Source organism: Micromonospora cathayae, assembly GCF_028993575.1.
Taxonomy (GTDB): domain Bacteria; phylum Actinomycetota; class Actinomycetes; order Mycobacteriales; family Micromonosporaceae; genus Micromonospora; species Micromonospora cathayae.
Genome location: NZ_CP118615.1, coordinates 3,544,577 through 3,560,270 on the forward strand (window position 1 = coordinate 3,544,577; position 15,694 = coordinate 3,560,270).

The window sequence follows — 15,694 nt, forward strand, 5'->3', positions numbered from 1 at the left end:
CCTGCTCGTCGCCGGCGGGCCCGCCGCCGGTCGACCGGTGGTCACCTCGGGGCGGCGGTGCCCGCCTCCCGGGCCGGTTGCCGCTGCTCCGGGTGGGACGGCACGGCTCCGCCACCGGCGCGCGCCGCCTGCGGAACCCCGGCGGGAACCCGGTCGGCGCGGTGGGGATCCGGCAGACCGAGCAGCACCGCGGCCACGGTGGGCCAGAACACGTACGGGTAGGGCTGGCCGGTGCCGAAGATGGCCGACTCGGTGATCTGGATCAGCAGGCCGGTGAGGACGAGCCAGACCAGACCCGGGTTGACCCGGGACATCGGTGCCCGCAGCACCACCCGCAGCGCAGCCAGCACCAGCACCAGCAGCGGTACGGCACCGGCCAGGCCCAGCTCCAGCAGCATCTGCAGGTAGCTGTTGTGCACCAGGCTGACCCCGACGGCGAAGAAGTCGTTGTCGCGGGCCTGGTCGAACAGGTACAGCCCGGAACCGTACCCGAAACCCAGCGCCGGCCGGCTCTGCCACCACAGCTCGACGGCGGCCTGCCACAACTGGGTCCGGCCGTTGGACAGCTCGCCGGTCTCCGGCGCGGTGAACCGACCCACGAACTGCTGGACCCAGGACGACCCGACGATGGCCGGGAGCAGGTTGAACGCCTGGGCCAGCAGGAACACCGTGGCCCCCACCGCCACCAGGCGCCGCAGCGGGCCCATACCGTGCCGCAGGGCGATCCAGAGCCCTCCGACGAGCACCGCGATGAGCCCGGTACGGGACTCGGAGAGGACGAGGGCGAAGGCCGCCGCCAGCGCGCCGAGCAGCTGGACACGCCGCCGGGACTGCCGGTGGACCGCCCAGCCCAGCGGGATCGTCAGCGCGCAGATGGCGCTCAGCAGGTTGGGGTTGTTGTACACGCCCCGGAACCGCTCACCGGAGGAGACCGCGGCGGCGACCGTACCGTCGACGAGCCCGTAGCCGATGCTGACCACGACGGAGAGGCTGAGGACCAGGTAGACCACGTACAGGTCACCGATCACGATCGCCTGGTCGGTCCAGCGGCGCCGGACCAGCGCGTGCACCAGCCCGGCCAGCAGCACCAGCGCGACGCCCTGCTGGAAGGTGTGCGCCGGGGTGATCGACCAGACTCCGCTCACCGTGGCCACGACGGCGGTGGCCCAGAGGGCGACGACGAACGCGCCGGTCCACCGGTCGAGCCGGGTCCCCGGCCGGCCCGGCAGACAGGCCGTCCAGGCGACCAGGCAGCCGACCGCGACGTACCGGGGGTAGAAGGCGGTGTCGGCCAGCGGTGCCAGGTGGGACGCGGCGCAGACCAGCAGGACCACGGTCAGCGCCAGCAGCCGCTGCCAGCCGTCCATCCGGGCCGCGAAGTAGACCAGGGCGAGCAGCAGAACCAGACCGGCCGTGATCAACGGATCGTGCACGGCGGCGCCGGCGGTGACCGTCACCAGGACGACCGCGCCGATGAGAAGGGCCAGACGGCCCGGATGACTTGTCACGTGACGTACCTCTGCTCGGGTCGACCGGCCCTGGCCGGCGGTGCTGCTGTCCTGATTGCCGGGGCACGGCCCCGTGACCCGGGGTCGCTCAGACCCGCAGGCCCTGCCGGTCCGCGCGGGGCTCCGGGATGGTCCACCGGGCACGGGCCGCGTGCATCGCCCGGATCATGTCCGGCCAGGCCGGCGGACGGTAGCCGGTGATCTCGGCCAGCGCGTCCGCGCGCATGGACCGGTCGCAGGTGAAACCGTCGTCCGGCACCAGCTCGCCCCGCCACCCGTACACGTCGGCGACCAGTCGCAGGAGGTCGTACTTGGTGATCGGGGTCGAGGCCACGTGGTACAGCCCGGTCAGGTCCGGCCGGGGCAGCACCACCGTACGGAGCAGCCGGGCGAACTCGAGGGTCGTCACGCCGCTGTAGACGGCCCTGGTCCAGCCGCGCACCTGGCCCCGCTGGCTGAGGAACCAGTCCAGCAGGGACCGGTTCGTGGTCAGCTCGTGCCCGATGATCGACGTACGCAGGGTCAGCGCCGGGGCCGGTACCTCCCCGAGCAGTTTGGAGCGTCCGTACAGGTCGCAGGGGTCGGGGAGGTCGTCCTCGAGGTAGCCGCCGCGCCGGCCGGAGAACACGCAGTCGGTGCTCACGTGGACCAGCCGGCTGCCCAGCCGGGCGCAGGTCTCGGCCAGCAGGTGGGGGAAGAGCGCGTTGAGGGTGACCGTCGGTACGGCGTCCCGCACGTCCGGCCGCTGCTTGATGACGCCGACGCAGTTGACCACGACGTCCGGCCGGAGGTCGTCGAGGAGCTGCCGTACCGGCCCGAACCGGGTGGCGTCCACCGCCGGGGTGATCCGGGCGCGCAGGGCGGCCGGATAGAGCCCGTCCCGACCCGCGAGGCTGCGCGCGGTGGCGTGCACGTCGAGCCGTTGGTCCTCGCTCAGCTCGCGGAGGAGGGCGTGCCCCAGCATGCCGGTGGCGCCGACGACGAGGACGCTCGACGGCTTGGTGGCCTCCGGTCCCGGCGGGTGGTCCCCGCCGGCCGTCGGGTCCGGTCGGCCGCCGGTCGCGGTGCTCACGCCGGTACGCCGGTCGCGGCGAAGGTGTCGAGCTGCGCCCGTACCTCCGGCAGGGACAGCAGCAACTGCTCGATCTCCGGTACGGAGAGACGTCGGGCGTTGTGCGAGTTGAAGTCGGCGAGGTTGCCCCGCTCGACGTTGCCCTCGTCGAAGTAGAGGGAGTAGTTCAGGTCGCGGCTGTCCACCGGCACCCGGAGGAAGTCGCCGAAGTCCTCGGCCCGGGACAGGTCCTCACGACTGGCGAGGGTCTCGTACAGCTTCTCCCCGTGCCGGATGCCGAGCACGTTGAACTTGGCGGGTACCCCGAACAGGTTGCACAGTGCCGTGGCCAGGTCGCCGATGGTGCAGGCGTCGGCCTTGCGGATGAAGACGTCGCCCGGCTGGCTGTGCCGGAAGGCGTGCTCGACCAGTTCCACCGACTCCGTCAGTGACATCATGAAGCGGGTCATGCCCGGCTCCGTGACGGTCAGTGGCACCCCCCGGCGGATCTGCTCGACGAACAGCGGGATCACCGAACCCCGCGAGTACATGACGTTGCCGTAGCGCACGCAGCAGACCCGGGTCCGGGCGGTGGGGTTGTTGCGGAAGTGCGCCTGCGCCACCTTCTCCATCAGGGCCTTGGTCATGCCCATCGCGTTGACCGGGTAGACCGCCTTGTCGGTGCTCAGCAGCACCAGCGCCTCGACCCCGTGGCGCTCGCAGGCGTCCACGACGTTCGCGCTGCCCAGCACGTTGGTCCGGACGGCCTCGAGGGGGAAGAACTCGCAGGAGGGCACCTGCTTGAGCGCGGCGGCGTGGAAGACGAACTCCATGCCCCGGACGGCCTTGCCCACGCTGTCGTAGTCCCGGACGTCGCCGACGTAGTAGCGGACCCGGTCGTCGCCGAGGCGGTGCCGCATCAGGTCCTGTTTGGACTCGTCGCGGCTGAGTACCCGGATCTCCGCGGCACCCGCGTCCAGCAGCCGGGTAACCATCGTCTGTCCGAAGGATCCGGTGCCGCCGGTGATCAGGAAGCGTCTGCCCGATAGCGAGGAAACCACATGTCCTCCCGTTTATCCCGTCGGTCCACCGTCAGGGCCGACCAGCTGTCGGATCGGACCATACAGTTCTATAAGCGGCGATGTGCTTATTTGTGTCGAAGCGGACCAGATAGCCCATTGTCTGAGTAGAACTCGATCTTCCGGCCGGCGGGACGGTCGAGGGTCCGTCCGGGCGCGTCAGTCTCGCGCCGGCCACCTGCGCCACGGTGGCGGACGGAGCTGTGGCTAGTCGGGCGTTTTCGTGGTGAAGGAGGGGTATCGGGACGCTTGGCCTGATATGAGTACATCATGACTCTTCGTGCTGCTCATGCCGATCGGCTGCGGGCGGGCGCGTCCGGTGTGCCGACCGACCGGCGGGCCACCGCCCCGGACGCCGGCACCCGGCGGCGGTACGACCCCTGGAAGCGGGTCCTCGACGTGGCCGGCGCGCTGCTCGTCCTGGTCCTCGGGGCGCCGCTGCTGGCCCTGGTGGCCCTGGTGGTCCTGGTGGCGTTCGGGCGGCCGGTGCTGTTCCGGCACACCCGTCCGGGGCTGCACGGCGAACTGTTCGAGGTGGTCAAGTTCCGGACCATGCGGCACGCCGACCCGGAACGGGGGCTGGTGACCGACGCCGAACGGCTCACCCCGGTGGGGCGCTGGCTGCGGGCCAGCAGCCTCGACGAACTGCCCCAGTTCTGGAACGTGTTGCGCGGCGAGATGAGCATCGTCGGCCCCCGCCCCCACCTGGTGCGCTACCTCGCCCTCTACAGCCCCGAGCAGGCACGTCGGCACGAGGTCAGGCCGGGAATCACCGGCCTCTCCCAGGTCCGTGGGCGCAACGCGCTGGACTGGGCCGCCAAGTTCGCGTACGACGTCGAGTACGTCGACCGCCGGTCGTTCCTGTTCGACCTGAGGATCCTGCTCGCCACCGTGTGGGTGGTGCTGCTCCGCAAGGGCATCTCCGCCCCGGGCGCGGCCACCTGGCACGAGTTCACCGGCAACCCGCCCGCCCAGCCGGGGGTCGGCGGCGCGGCCACCGTGAACCGCCGATGAACCGGGTCCTGCTGCTGGGGGCCAGCGGCTTCCTGGGACGGCACATCCAGGCCGCGCTGGCCCGACACCTGACCGTCCGGTCACCCACCCGTCGGGAGTGCGACCTGGTCGGGATCGACCTGCCGGAGCTGACCTCGCTGCTCGCCCGGGAGCGACCCGACGCGGTGGTGGTCGCGGCCGGTCGCATCGTCGGCTCCGGCTACGACTTCGTCCGGGCCCACGTGGCGACCACCGCGAAACTGATCGAGGCGATGGCGGTCGCCGTACCGGACGCCCGCCTCGTCCGGCTCGGCTCGGCCGCCGAGTACGGCATCGTGCCGCACGGCGTCGTCATCGGCGAGGAACTCCCGGCCGTGCCGGTGGGGGAGTACGGGCTCAGTCACCTGGCGGCGACCCGGCTGGCGGAGCTGGCCGGCGCGGCGGGCCGGGTCGACACGACGGTGCTACGGGTGTTCAACCCGGTCGGGCCGGGAATGCCGCCGGGCAATCTGCTGCGCCGGGTGGCCGCCCTGATCAGGGCGGCGGAGACCGACGGTGGGGACGTCGCGGTGGGCCTGCACGACACGTTCCGGGACTACGTCGACGTGCGGGACGTGGCGGCGGCGGTGCTGGCCGTGCTGCGCTGCGACCGGCTCACCGAGCGGGTCTTCAACGTGGGCAGCGGGCGGGCGGTGGCGACGCGGGACATCGTCCGGTCCCTGGCCGAGGTCGCCGGCTTCACCGGACGGATCCGGGACGGGGAGTTCGCCCCGGACGCCGCCCGGTCCTCGGCGGTGCCCTGGCTGTGCGCCGGCATCGAGCGGAGCCGGGAGGTGCTCGGATGGACCCCCCGGCACGAGCTCACGGAGTCGTTGACCACCCTGTGGCGAGCGTCCGACCCGCCCGCACCGCAGCCGGCCGACCCGGCGGAACCGGTACCGCCCGGTTGCGCGGCGATCAGGGTCCCGGCCGCTAGCATCCGGTAATCCACCCCTTGCTGTGCTGCTGGTCCGACGACCGGCCGTTCCGCGTGCCCGCTGTCGACGAGGTGAGGTGAGGGGTGTGCGCATCGGACTGCTCACCCAGTGGTTCGACCCGGAGCCGGGGCCGGCCGCGCTACCGGGGATGCTGGCCCGGGCCCTGGTCCACCGGGGTCACCAGGTGCAGGTGCTCACCGGCTTCCCCAACTATCCCACCGGCAGCCTGCCGCCCGGCTACCGGATGGCGCGCCGCCTCGACGAGGTCGACGGCGGAACACGGATCCGGCGGGTGGCCCTCTACCCCAGTCACGACCGCTCCGCCGCGCGCCGGCTGGTGAACTACGGCTCGTTCGCCCTCTCCGCGCTGGTCTCCGGCACCGGCGCGCTACGGGACCTGGACGCGATCTGGGTCTACAACTCGCCGATCACCGTGGCCCTGCCGATGTGGTTCACCCGGTACGTCCACCGGGTGCCGGTCCTGCTGCACGTGCTCGACGTCTGGCCGGACAGCGCGGTGGCGACCGGGTTCCTCGGCGGTGGCCCGGTCTCCCGGCTGGCCGAACGGGGCATGGCCGCCTGGTGCGGCGGGATGTACCGCGCCGCCGCCCGGGTCGCCTACGTCTCGCCGGGCGCCGGCGAGCTGCTCGCCCGGCGGGGCGTACCCCGGGAGAAGCTCGTGCACGTTCCGGTGTGGGCGGACGAGAGGTTGCCGGCCCGCGCCGCCGACCTGCGCGGGGAACTCGGCATCCGCGCGGACCAGGTGGTCCTGGTGTACGCCGGTGCGCTCGGCGAGGCACAGGGGCTCGACTCGCTGATCGACGCCTGTGCCCGGTTCCGTGATCCCCGGCTGGTGTGTCTGGTCGCCGGTTCCGGGACGACCGAGGGCCGGCTGCGGGACCGGGTGGCGACGGCCGGCGTGACCAACGTCCGCTTCCTGGGGCAGGTGCCCCGGGACCGGATGCCCGCGTTGATGGCCACCGGGGACGCCCACTACGTGAGCCTGCGTCCGGGTGGCATGTCGGCGTACACGATGCCGAGCAAGGTACAGGCCATCCTCGCCGCCGGACGGGCCCTGCTGGTCGCCGCGGAGGGCGACGCCGCCGCGGTGGCGCGCGACAGCGGCGCCGGGATCACCGCCCGGCCCGGCGACCCCGACTCGATCGCCGAGGGCCTGCGCGAACTGTGCGACCTGGGCCGGGAGAAGCTCGACCTGCTCGGTCGGGCCGGCCGGACCCACTACGACCGGTTCTTCAGCGTCGCGACCGGGGCCGAGCGGGTCGAGCGGGCGCTGGCCGGCATGGTGGCGGCCGGTCGTCCGGTCAGGGCCAGTCGTCGCCGGCGTCGAGCCGCCGGGTGAGCAGCGTCCGCAGCGGAACCGACTCGCCGTCCCGGCCGCCGGCCCCGACCACCAGCGGCGCGGGGTGCGGGCGGGGCGTCGCCCCGAACAGCCGGGACCGCAGGCCACCGGGGACGGTCAGGAGGTAGAACCGGCCCTCGACGTCCACCGCCCGGGTCCGGGCCCGGTCGACGTACCAGCCGGTCAGGCCGGTGCGGTACCGCCCGCCGCCGGAGTAGGAGCCGGCCAGCAGCGGGGCGGGGCGCAGCCCGCGCCGGGTCGCCTCGCCGAGGAACCAGGCGACCAGTTCGGCGGCCTCCGCCTGCTCGGCGACCCGTCGCCGCTCGTCGGCCGCGGCGTGCGCCCGCACCGCCGCCTGCCGCTGCTCCCGCCAGTCCGGGCCGTCGTCCACGTCCACCCGGTCACGGTACGCCAGCGGCCCGGCCGCCGATATCGACAAAGCGGACTAATGCTGACGAAACGTACATTATCCTCGCCGGGAGAGTATGTTCCTTCTCCTTCAGGAGCCCGGGTGAGTACTGAGAAGCTGGTCGTCATCGGCCAGGGATACGTCGGTCTGCCGCTGGCCATGCGGGCCGTCGAGGCGGGCATGGAGGTGACCGGCCTGGACACCGACTCGTACCGGATCAAGCGGCTCACCACCGGCGACTCGTTCGTGGAGGACGTCCCGGCGGACCGGCTCGGCCGGGCGCTGGCCAGCGGCCGGTACCACCCCACCACCGAGTACGCCGACGCCGAGGGCTTCGACGTCTGTGCGATCACCGTCCCGACCCCCCTGCACGACGGCACCCCCGACCTCAGCTTCGTCGAGCAGGCCGGTGCCGGCATCGGCCCGTACCTGCGCCCCGGCTGCCTGGTGGTGCTGGAGTCGACCACGTACCCGGGCACCACCGAGGAACTCCTCCGCCCGCTGCTCGAATCCGCCAGCGGGCTGCGCAGCCCGGACGACTTCCACCTGGGGTACAGCCCGGAACGCATCGACCCGGGCAATCCGTCCTGGCAACTGGAGAACACCCCCAAGGTGATCTCCGGGATCGGCCCCGCCGCCCTGGCCCGTACCGACCAGTTCTACCGGCGGATCGTGGCCCGTACCGTCCCGGTGGGTTCCACCCGGGTCGCCGAACTCACCAAGCTGATCGAGAACACCTTCCGGCAGGTGAACATCGCCCTGATCAACGAGCTGGCGGTGCTCTCCCACGACCTCGACATCGACGTGTGGCAGGCCATCGAGGCCGCCGGGACGAAGCCGTTCGGGTTCATGCCGTTCCAGCCCGGACCCGGGGTCGGCGGGCACTGCCTGCCGATCGATCCCTGCTACCTCTCCTGGCAGGTCAAGCGCCGCCTCGGCCGGCAGTTCCGGTTCATCGAGCTGGCCAACGACATCAACCACGAGATGCCCGAGCACGTGACGCGACGGATCATGGCCGGCCTCAACCGGACCGGCCACGCCGTCAACGGCGCGCGGCTGCTGCTGCTCGGCCTGGCGTACAAGAAGAACACCGGTGACCTGCGCGACTCGCCGGCGGTGGACGTGGCGCAACGGCTGTGTGACCTCGGCGCGGACGTCCGGGCCGTGGAACCGTACGCCGAGCCGCACCACCTCCCGGCCGGCGTACTGATCGTGCCGCTGACCGAGCAGGAGGTACGTGCGGCGGACGCGGTGGTGGTGGTCACCGACCACGACGTCTTCGACTACGACCTGGTGGTCCGGCACGCGCGCTACGTCTTCGACGCCCGTAACCGGTGCTCCGGCCCGGTGGTGGAGCGCCTCTGACCGGCGACGCCCGCAGGGCCGACCGGTCGGTGGGAACCGGCCGGTCAGCCGCGTGCCGGCCGGTCCGCCGCCGGGTCCGCCGTGTGCCGGCAGCGTGCCGGCCGGTCAGCCGCGTGTCAGGAAGTCCTCGACGGCCGAGGTCACCCGGGCGAACTGCGCATCTGTCATGTTCGAGCCGCTGGGCAGGGTGAGCCCGTGGGTGGCGAGCCGTTCGGCGACGCCGGACAGGGTCGCCCGTGCCCCGGCGAAGACCGGTTGCAGGTGCATGGGCCGGAAGACCGGACGCGTCTCGATGCCCCGGGCGGCCAGGTGTCCCGCCAGGTCGGCGGCCTGCCAGCCGGCCACCGTCGGATCGACCACGATGCTGGTCAGCCAACGGTTGGCGCCCGGGTCGCCGTCGGCGAGCAGGCGGACACCGGCAGCGGCGGCGAAGAGCTTCGAGTAGCGCTCGTGGTGGGCCCGACGACACGCCATCATCGACTCGAGCCGGCGCAACTGGGCCCGCCCGAGCGCGGCGAGCAGATTGCTCAGCCGGTAGGTGTACCCGACGGCCCGGTGTTCGTAGTGGGCGACCGGCTCCCGGGCCTGGGTGGCGAGGTACCGGCAGTGGGCGACCAGGTCACCGTCGTCGGAGACCAGCATCCCGCCACCGGAGGTCGTTGCGATCTTGTTGCCGTTGAACGAGAGCACGGCCGCCCGTCCGAACGACCCGGCGGCCCGGCCGTCCCGGGTGGCACCCAGCGCCTCGGCGGCGTCCTCCAGCACCGGGACCCCCGCCGCCGCGCACAGCGGGAGGATCCGCGGGTAGTCCGCGCACGCCCCGAACAGGTCGACGGGCAGCACGGCGGCCACCCGCCGACCCGCCCGGCGCAGGTCGCGCAACGTCCGGTCCAGCAGCTCGGGGTCGAGGTTGCCGGAACCCGCCTCGCAGTCCACGAAGACCGGCTCGGCGCCGGTGTACGCCACCGCGTTGGCGGTGGCGACGAAGGTCAGCGTGGGGACGACCACGGCGTCCCCGGGGCGGACCCCGAGGGTCACCAGGGCCAGGTGCAGCGCGGCACTGCCGGACGTCAACGCCACGGCATGACCGACGCCGACCCGATCGGCGACCTCACGTTCGAACGCCTCGAGGTCCGGACCCGCCGGGGCGACCCAGCCGGACCGCAGGGCCCGGATCAGGTACGACTCCTCCAACGGCCCGACGTCGGGCGAGGAGAGCAGGATCCGTCCGTCCGCGCCGGAAACCGCCGGTGTCGGCCGGCCGGTCGCTCCCGGATCTGCGCCGAGTTGGCTCATCCTCGCCCTCCCGCGGGTCCGCTGATGGTGACGGAAAGGTCAACGAGGTAGCCGCGCAACGGTGATGCGCGGACCGGCGTCCGGTGCCGCCCGACGCAGGCCCGTCGCCGCGGCGGACCCGGCGCGACCGGCGGCCGGTAGAGTGCTGCGGCCGGCGGCCGGGGTGCCGCCCCGGACCGCAGGGGGACCCGCCATGCTGCACCTGAGGATCATCGTGCCGGCCGACCGTTCGACGGCGGTCGCGGACCTGCTCGCCGCCGACCCGGGCGTCGCCCACCTGGCGGTGCTGCCCGGGGCCGCCCGGCAACCGGCCGGCGACCTGATCCTCTGCGACGTGGTCCGGGAGAGCGCCGACGGCGTGCTACGTCAGCTCCAGGAACTCGGTGTGGAGGCGCACGGCGGGGTCAGCGCCGACGACGTGGAGCTGACCCTCTCCGCCGCCGCCGAGCAGGCCGCCCGGGCGGCCCCCGGGCACGCCGACGACGCCGTGGTCTGGGACGAGATCGCGGCGAAGACCGGCGAACAGACCGAACTCTCCGGTACCTACCTGGTGCTGCTCGTCGTCGCCACGATGCTCGCCGGCATCGGGGTACTGCTCGACCAGCCCATCCTCATCGTCGGCGCGATGGTGGTCGGCCCCGAGTTCGGGCCGCTCGCCGCGCTCTGCGTGGCCCTGCTGCGCCGCCGGCCCCGGATCATCGTCCGGTCGGTGCAGGCCCTGGTGGTCGGGTTCCTGACCGCGATCGTGGTCACCATCCTGAGTACCTGGGGGCTGACCGCCGCCGACCTGGTCGGCCGGGACATGCTGCTCGCCGACCGGCCACTGACCGACTTCATCTGGCGCCCCGACGCGCTCTCCTGGGTGGTCGGCCTGCTCGCCGGAGTGGCCGGCATGCTCTCGCTCACCTCGAAGAAGTCCGGCAGCCTGGTGGGCGTGCTGATCTCGGTGACCACCGTGCCGGCCGCCGCCAACGTCGCGGTCGCGTTGGCGTACGGCGTGTGGCACGAGGCGGCCGGCTCCGCGCTCCAACTCCTGATCAACCTGTGTGCGATCGTGCTCGCCGGCCTGCTCACCCTGGTCGTCCAACAGACGTGGTGGTGGCGGGTGGCCCGACGTTCCCCCGGGCCGGGCCGGGCCGGCCGCCGCTGACCTCCCCGGCCGGGCGCTGACCCTCAGGCCGGCGGGAGTATCCCCGGCCGCCGGGGAGCGCTCCGCCGGGGGAGCGCTCCGACCCAGGTGCTCCCGTCAGGCCAGGCCGGCGCGACGGAGGGCGTCGGCCATCGCCCCGGACGGCGGTGGCGGGGTGGCCCCGCCCCGGCCCTGCCGCTGCGGGTTCCCGCCCCGGGAGCCGCCCCGGTCACCGCGCGGCGTGCCGCCGCCCCTCGGTCCGCCGCCCTGACCGCTCTCCCTCGGGCCGCCGCCCCGGCCGCCGCGCTCCCGGCGACCGCCGTCGGCCGGCCCGCGACCGGCCGGCGCGGCGGAGTCGTCCTCCAGCCGCAGGGTCAGCGAGATCCGCTTACGGGGCACGTCCACGTCGAGGACCTTCACCTTCACCACGTCACCGGACTTCACCACCTCGCGCGGGTCCTTGACGAAGGTGCGGGACATCGCCGACACGTGGACCAGGCCGTCCTGGTGCACGCCGACGTCGACGAACGCGCCGAAAGCCGCCACGTTGGTGACCACGCCCTCCAGCACCATGCCCGGGGTCAGGTCGCTGATCTTCTCCACCCCGTCGACGAACGTCGCCGTCCGGAACTCCGGTCGCGGGTCGCGGCCCGGCTTCTCCAGTTCGGCGAGGATGTCGGTGACGGTGGGTAGGCCGAACGTGTCGTCGACGAAGTCGGTGGCCCGCAGCCCACGCAGGATCGTGCTCTTCCCGATCAGGGCGCGCAGGTCCTGACCGGTGTGCGCGAGGATCCGCCGCACCACCGGGTACGCCTCCGGGTGCACGCTGGACGAGTCGAGCGGGTCGGCGCCGCCGGGGATGCGCAGGAAGCCGGCACACTGCTCGAACGCCTTCGGCCCGAGCCGGGCCACCTTCTTCAGTTCGGCGCGGGTACGGAACGGCCCGTTGGCGTCCCGGTGCAGGACGATGTTCTCGGCCAGCCCGGCCCCGATGCCGGAGACCCGGGTCAGCAGCGGCGCGGAGGCGGTGTTCACGTCCACCCCGACCGCGTTCACGCAGTCCTCGACCACCGCGTCCAGCGAACGGGACAGTTTCACCTCGGACAGGTCGTGCTGGTACTGCCCGACCCCGATCGAGCGCGGATCGATCTTGACCAGCTCGGCCAGCGGGTCCTGGAGCCGGCGGGCGATCGACACCGCGCCACGCAGCGACACGTCCAGCCCGGGCAGCTCCTGCGAGGCGTACGCGGACGCCGAGTAGACCGACGCGCCGGCCTCGGAGACCACCACCTTGGTCAGCGTCAGCTCCGGGTGCCGCTTGATCAGGTCACCGGCCAGCTTGTCGGTCTCCCGGCTGGCCGTACCGTTGCCGATGGCGACCAGCTCGACGCCGTGCGCGGCGGCCAGCTTCGCCAGGGTGTCGATCGAGGCGTCCCACTGCCGGCGCGGCTCGTGCGGGTAGATCGTGTCGGTGGCGACCACCTTGCCGGTGGCGTCCACCACGGCCACCTTCACCCCGGTCCGCAGGCCCGGGTCCAGGCCCATGGTGGGCCGGGTGCCGGCCGGCGCGGCGAGCAGCAGGTCCCGCAGGTTGGTGGCGAACACCCGGACCGCCTCGTCCTCGGCCGCCTGCCACAGCCGCATCCGCAGGTCCGCGCCGAGGTGGATGAGGATCCGGGTACGCCAGGCCCAGCGCACCGTGTCGAGCAGCCACCGGTCCGCCGGTCGGCCCGCGTCGGTGATCCCGAACCGGCCGGCGACGGCCGCTTCGTACCGGGTCGGGCCGGTCACCGGGGCGTCGGAGTCGCCGTCGGCCTCCGGGTCCATGGTCAGGTCGAGGATGCCCTCCTTCTCGCCCCGGAACATCGCCAGGATCCGGTGCGAGGGCAGCTTCGGGTACGGCTCGGCGAAGTCGAAGTAGTCGGCGAACTTCGCGCCGGCGGTCTCCTGCCCCTCGCGTACCCGGGCGACCAGCCGGCCCCGCGACCACATCTGCTCGCGCAGCGTACCGATCAGGTCGGCGTCCTCGGCGAACCGCTCGATCAGGATGGCCCGCGCGCCCTCCAGCGCGGCGGCGGCGTCGGCGACCCCCCTGTCCGGGTCGACGAACCCGGCGGCCCGCTCCCGGGGGTCCTGCGTCGGGTCGGCCAGCAGGGTGTCGGCGAGCGGCTCCAGTCCGGCCTCCCGGGCGATCTGCGCCCGGGTCCGCCGCTTCGGCTTGTACGGCAGGTAGATGTCCTCCAGCCGGGCCTTCGAGTCGGCCGCCATGATCTGCGCTTCCAGGGCCTCGTCGAGCTTGCCCTGACCCCGGATCGACTCCAGGATCGCGGCCCGCCGCTCGTCCAGCTCGCGCAGGTAGCGCAGCCGCTCCTCGAGGGTGCGCAGCTGCGCGTCGTCGAGGGCGCCGGTGGCCTCCTTGCGGTAGCGGGCGACGAACGGCACGGTCGCCCCGCCGTCGAGCAGCTCCACGGCCGCGCGTACCTGACGTTCGGCGACGCCGAGTTCCTCGGCGATCCGCTGGTGCACAGACTGGGTCACGTTCTGATCCGCCTTCTCCGGTGGGTTCCGTCCTGCATTGTGCCGTCCCGGCCCGGTCCCGTCGCCCGCCGGGCTGCGCTAGCGTGGCGATCATGGAACTACCTGCGGACCCACGGGCCCGACGGCTCTTCGGTGGCAGCGCCCGCACCCTGGGCGACCTGGCGGCCAGCCCGTTCCGGGCCGACCGGGACCGGATCGTGGGCTCGCCGTTCTTCACCCGCCTCGGTGGCGTCACCCAGGTGGTCAGCCCCGGCGGCTCCGGGCTGCTGGTGCACAACCGGCTCACCCACAGCCTGAAGGTCGCCCAGGTGGCGCGGGCCATCGCCGAGCGGCTCACCGCCGACGACCGCTACCGGGACCTGCTGGAGAAGCTGGGCGGCTGCGACCCGGACGTGGTGGAGGCCGCCGCGCTGGCCCACGACCTCGGACACCCGCCGTTCGGGCACCTGGGGGAGCGGGTGCTGGACCGGCTGGCCCGGCACCGGCTCGGCCTCGCCGACGGTTTCGAGGGCAACGCCCAGTCGTACCGGATCGTCACCTCCACCGAGATCGGCGGCGCGGCGACCACCGGCCTGGACCTGACCGCGGCGGTGCGGGCGGCGATGCTGAAGTACCCGTGGACCCGCCTGGACCACCCCGACCCGCACCCGAGGCACCTCGACCCGCCACCCCGGGGCGCCGCCGCGCCGCCGGACGACCCGGACAGCGGTTCGCTGAAGTTCGGCGCGTACCGCACCGAGCTGACCGACCTGCGGCAGGCGCGGGAACCGTTCGTGGGGCGGATCGCCGACTGGCAGCAGACCGTCGAGGCGTCGATCATGGACACCGCCGACGACATCGCGTACGCCATCCACGACGTGGAGGACTTCCACCGGGTCGGCGTACTCCAGCAGGGCGCGGTGGCCGCCGAGCTGATCGCCTGGCAGCGCGAGCACGGCCACTACCGGTCGGTGACCGACGCCGCGCTGGCCAGCACCGCCCGCCGGCCGGGCGCGGCGATCGAGAAGCTCCGCCGGCAGCTGCACCGCAAGGACGGCTGGATCGCCGACGACACGGCGTTCGCCGCCGCCGTCGAACACGTCCGGGAGGAGCTGGTCGAGGGCCTGCTCGCCATGCCGTTCGACGGGTCGATCGAGGCGGAACAGTACGTCGCCCGGTTCTCCGCCCGCTGGACCACCCGGTTCGTGGACGCCATCGGGGTGGTCGAGCAGCCGTCGGTACGGTCCGGGCACGTGCGGCTCGCCCCGGCGCAGTGGCACGAGGTGCAGGTGCTCAAGTTCGTCCACCACCGCTTCGTGCTGGCCCGCCCCGACCTGGCACTGCACCAGCGCGGTCAGGCCCGGCTGCTGGGCACCCTGGTCGAGGCGCTGTGGGAGTGGCTGCTCGACCCGGAGGAGGAGTCCCGGCTGCCGCGCCGGCTGCACGACCTGGTCGAACTGGCCGAGGCGGAACTGCACCCGCGTACCCCGGACCGGTCGGCGCGGGCCCGGGGCCGGGCCATCGTCGACTTCGTCGCGCTGCTCACCGACTCGCAGGCGGTGGCGATGCTCGACGCGCTCTCCGGCCGCTCCGGCGCCCTCTGGACCGACGCCTTCGTCCTCTGACCGCGCACGCCGACCGGCCGCGCCGGGTTCGGGCGGACGCTCCGGACCGGACCGCAGCCGGAACATCCGGACGCCCGGCCCCGGTAACCCGCTGAGCCGTCGCTCGTTGGGGCTGTGAGGGACGGGGGGCCTGCCTGCCGTGGCGGGCGGGGTGGCCCGCTCCCGCCGGAGCGGGATCCGCCACGTGCCGTGCCGGTTCGACCCGGCGTCAGCCACCCACCGATGGTCGACCTTGTCCCGTCCCCGACATGGAAGTGACGGTCCCGACAGGCGATGACTGACAGGTCAGCGGGAGTGCCCCGGCGTCGTCCCGGGACCGGCGCAGCCCCTCTCCGGCACACCGCCGCCGGTCCCACCCGCGGTCCCAGCCGGCCTCCCGGTGCCG

The 15,694-nt window shown here is 73.3% G+C and carries 12 protein-coding genes; 6 read left to right on the top strand and 6 right to left on the bottom strand.

Annotation, left to right across the window (positions count from 1 at the left end):
• Nucleotides 1–41 precede the first annotated feature (41 nt).
• The 3 genes from PVK37_RS16325 to PVK37_RS16335 all read right to left on the bottom strand — a co-directional run bounded on the left by PVK37_RS16325 (nt 42) and on the right by PVK37_RS16335 (nt 3,620).
• Nucleotides 42–1,508 carry an O-antigen ligase family protein gene (locus PVK37_RS16325; RefSeq protein ID WP_275034876.1) on the bottom strand — a complete coding sequence of 489 codons (1,467 nt, stop codon included), beginning with the start codon at nt 1,506–1,508 and terminating at the stop codon, nt 42–44.
• 88 nt (nt 1,509–1,596) lie between these two features.
• Nucleotides 1,597–2,580 carry a dTDP-4-dehydrorhamnose reductase family protein gene (locus PVK37_RS16330; RefSeq protein ID WP_275034877.1) on the bottom strand — a complete coding sequence of 328 codons (984 nt, stop codon included), beginning with the start codon at nt 2,578–2,580 and terminating at the stop codon, nt 1,597–1,599.
• Nucleotides 2,577–3,620, bottom strand: coding sequence for a polysaccharide biosynthesis protein (locus PVK37_RS16335; RefSeq protein WP_275034878.1), 1,044 nt, complete (start codon nt 3,618–3,620; stop codon nt 2,577–2,579). The genes PVK37_RS16330 and PVK37_RS16335 overlap by 4 nt, the downstream gene beginning before the upstream one ends.
• 288 nt (nt 3,621–3,908) lie before the next feature.
• Here PVK37_RS16335 and PVK37_RS16340 point away from each other — a divergent pair, with 288 nt between their 5' ends.
• The 3 genes from PVK37_RS16340 (at nt 3,909) to PVK37_RS16350 (ending at nt 6,968) form a co-directional block, all read left to right on the top strand.
• Nucleotides 3,909–4,652: a sugar transferase gene (locus tag PVK37_RS16340; RefSeq protein WP_275034879.1), complete on the top strand. Its 744-nt coding sequence runs from the start codon at nt 3,909–3,911 to the stop codon at nt 4,650–4,652.
• Nucleotides 4,649–5,617 (top strand): NAD-dependent epimerase/dehydratase family protein, encoded by a 969-nt coding sequence (locus PVK37_RS16345; RefSeq protein WP_275034880.1) that lies wholly within the window; start codon nt 4,649–4,651, stop codon nt 5,615–5,617. The genes PVK37_RS16340 and PVK37_RS16345 overlap by 4 nt, the downstream gene beginning before the upstream one ends.
• Before the next feature lie 76 nt (nt 5,618–5,693).
• Nucleotides 5,694–6,968 (top strand): glycosyltransferase family 4 protein, encoded by a 1,275-nt coding sequence (locus PVK37_RS16350; protein ID WP_275034881.1) that lies wholly within the window; start codon nt 5,694–5,696, stop codon nt 6,966–6,968.
• On the opposite strand, the gene PVK37_RS16355 is transcribed toward PVK37_RS16350, so the two are convergent.
• The gene (locus PVK37_RS16355; protein WP_275034882.1) at nt 6,931–7,365 is read right to left on the bottom strand and encodes a hypothetical protein; all 435 of its coding nucleotides are present in this window, start codon (nt 7,363–7,365) and stop codon (nt 6,931–6,933) included. The two genes, PVK37_RS16350 and PVK37_RS16355, sit on opposite strands and share 38 nt — an antisense overlap.
• 114 nt (nt 7,366–7,479) lie before the next feature.
• On the opposite strand from PVK37_RS16355, the gene PVK37_RS16360 reads away from it, so the two are divergent.
• Nucleotides 7,480–8,742 (top strand): nucleotide sugar dehydrogenase, encoded by a 1,263-nt coding sequence (locus PVK37_RS16360; protein WP_275034883.1) that lies wholly within the window; start codon nt 7,480–7,482, stop codon nt 8,740–8,742.
• Nucleotides 8,743–8,847: 105 nt separating this feature from the next.
• Here PVK37_RS16360 and PVK37_RS16365 read toward each other — a convergent pair whose 3' ends face one another.
• Complete coding sequence (locus PVK37_RS16365; RefSeq protein ID WP_341483436.1) at nt 8,848–10,038, bottom strand: DegT/DnrJ/EryC1/StrS family aminotransferase; 1,191 nt, start codon at nt 10,036–10,038, stop codon at nt 8,848–8,850.
• A 193-nt stretch (nt 10,039–10,231) separates the two neighbouring features.
• On the opposite strand from PVK37_RS16365, the gene PVK37_RS16370 reads away from it, so the two are divergent.
• Nucleotides 10,232–11,188 carry a DUF389 domain-containing protein gene (locus PVK37_RS16370; RefSeq protein ID WP_275034884.1) on the top strand — a complete coding sequence of 319 codons (957 nt, stop codon included), beginning with the start codon at nt 10,232–10,234 and terminating at the stop codon, nt 11,186–11,188.
• A 96-nt stretch (nt 11,189–11,284) separates the two neighbouring features.
• Here the strand turns inward: PVK37_RS16370 and PVK37_RS16375 are convergent, their stop codons facing one another.
• Nucleotides 11,285–13,705, bottom strand: a complete 2,421-nt coding sequence (locus PVK37_RS16375; protein ID WP_275034885.1) for a Tex family protein — start codon at nt 13,703–13,705, stop codon at nt 11,285–11,287.
• A 92-nt stretch (nt 13,706–13,797) separates the two neighbouring features.
• Here PVK37_RS16375 and PVK37_RS16380 point away from each other — a divergent pair, with 92 nt between their 5' ends.
• On the top strand, nt 13,798–15,309 hold the full coding sequence (locus tag PVK37_RS16380) for a deoxyguanosinetriphosphate triphosphohydrolase family protein (RefSeq protein ID WP_275034886.1): 1,512 nt from the start codon (nt 13,798–13,800) through the stop codon (nt 15,307–15,309).
• Nucleotides 15,310–15,694 lie beyond the last annotated feature (385 nt).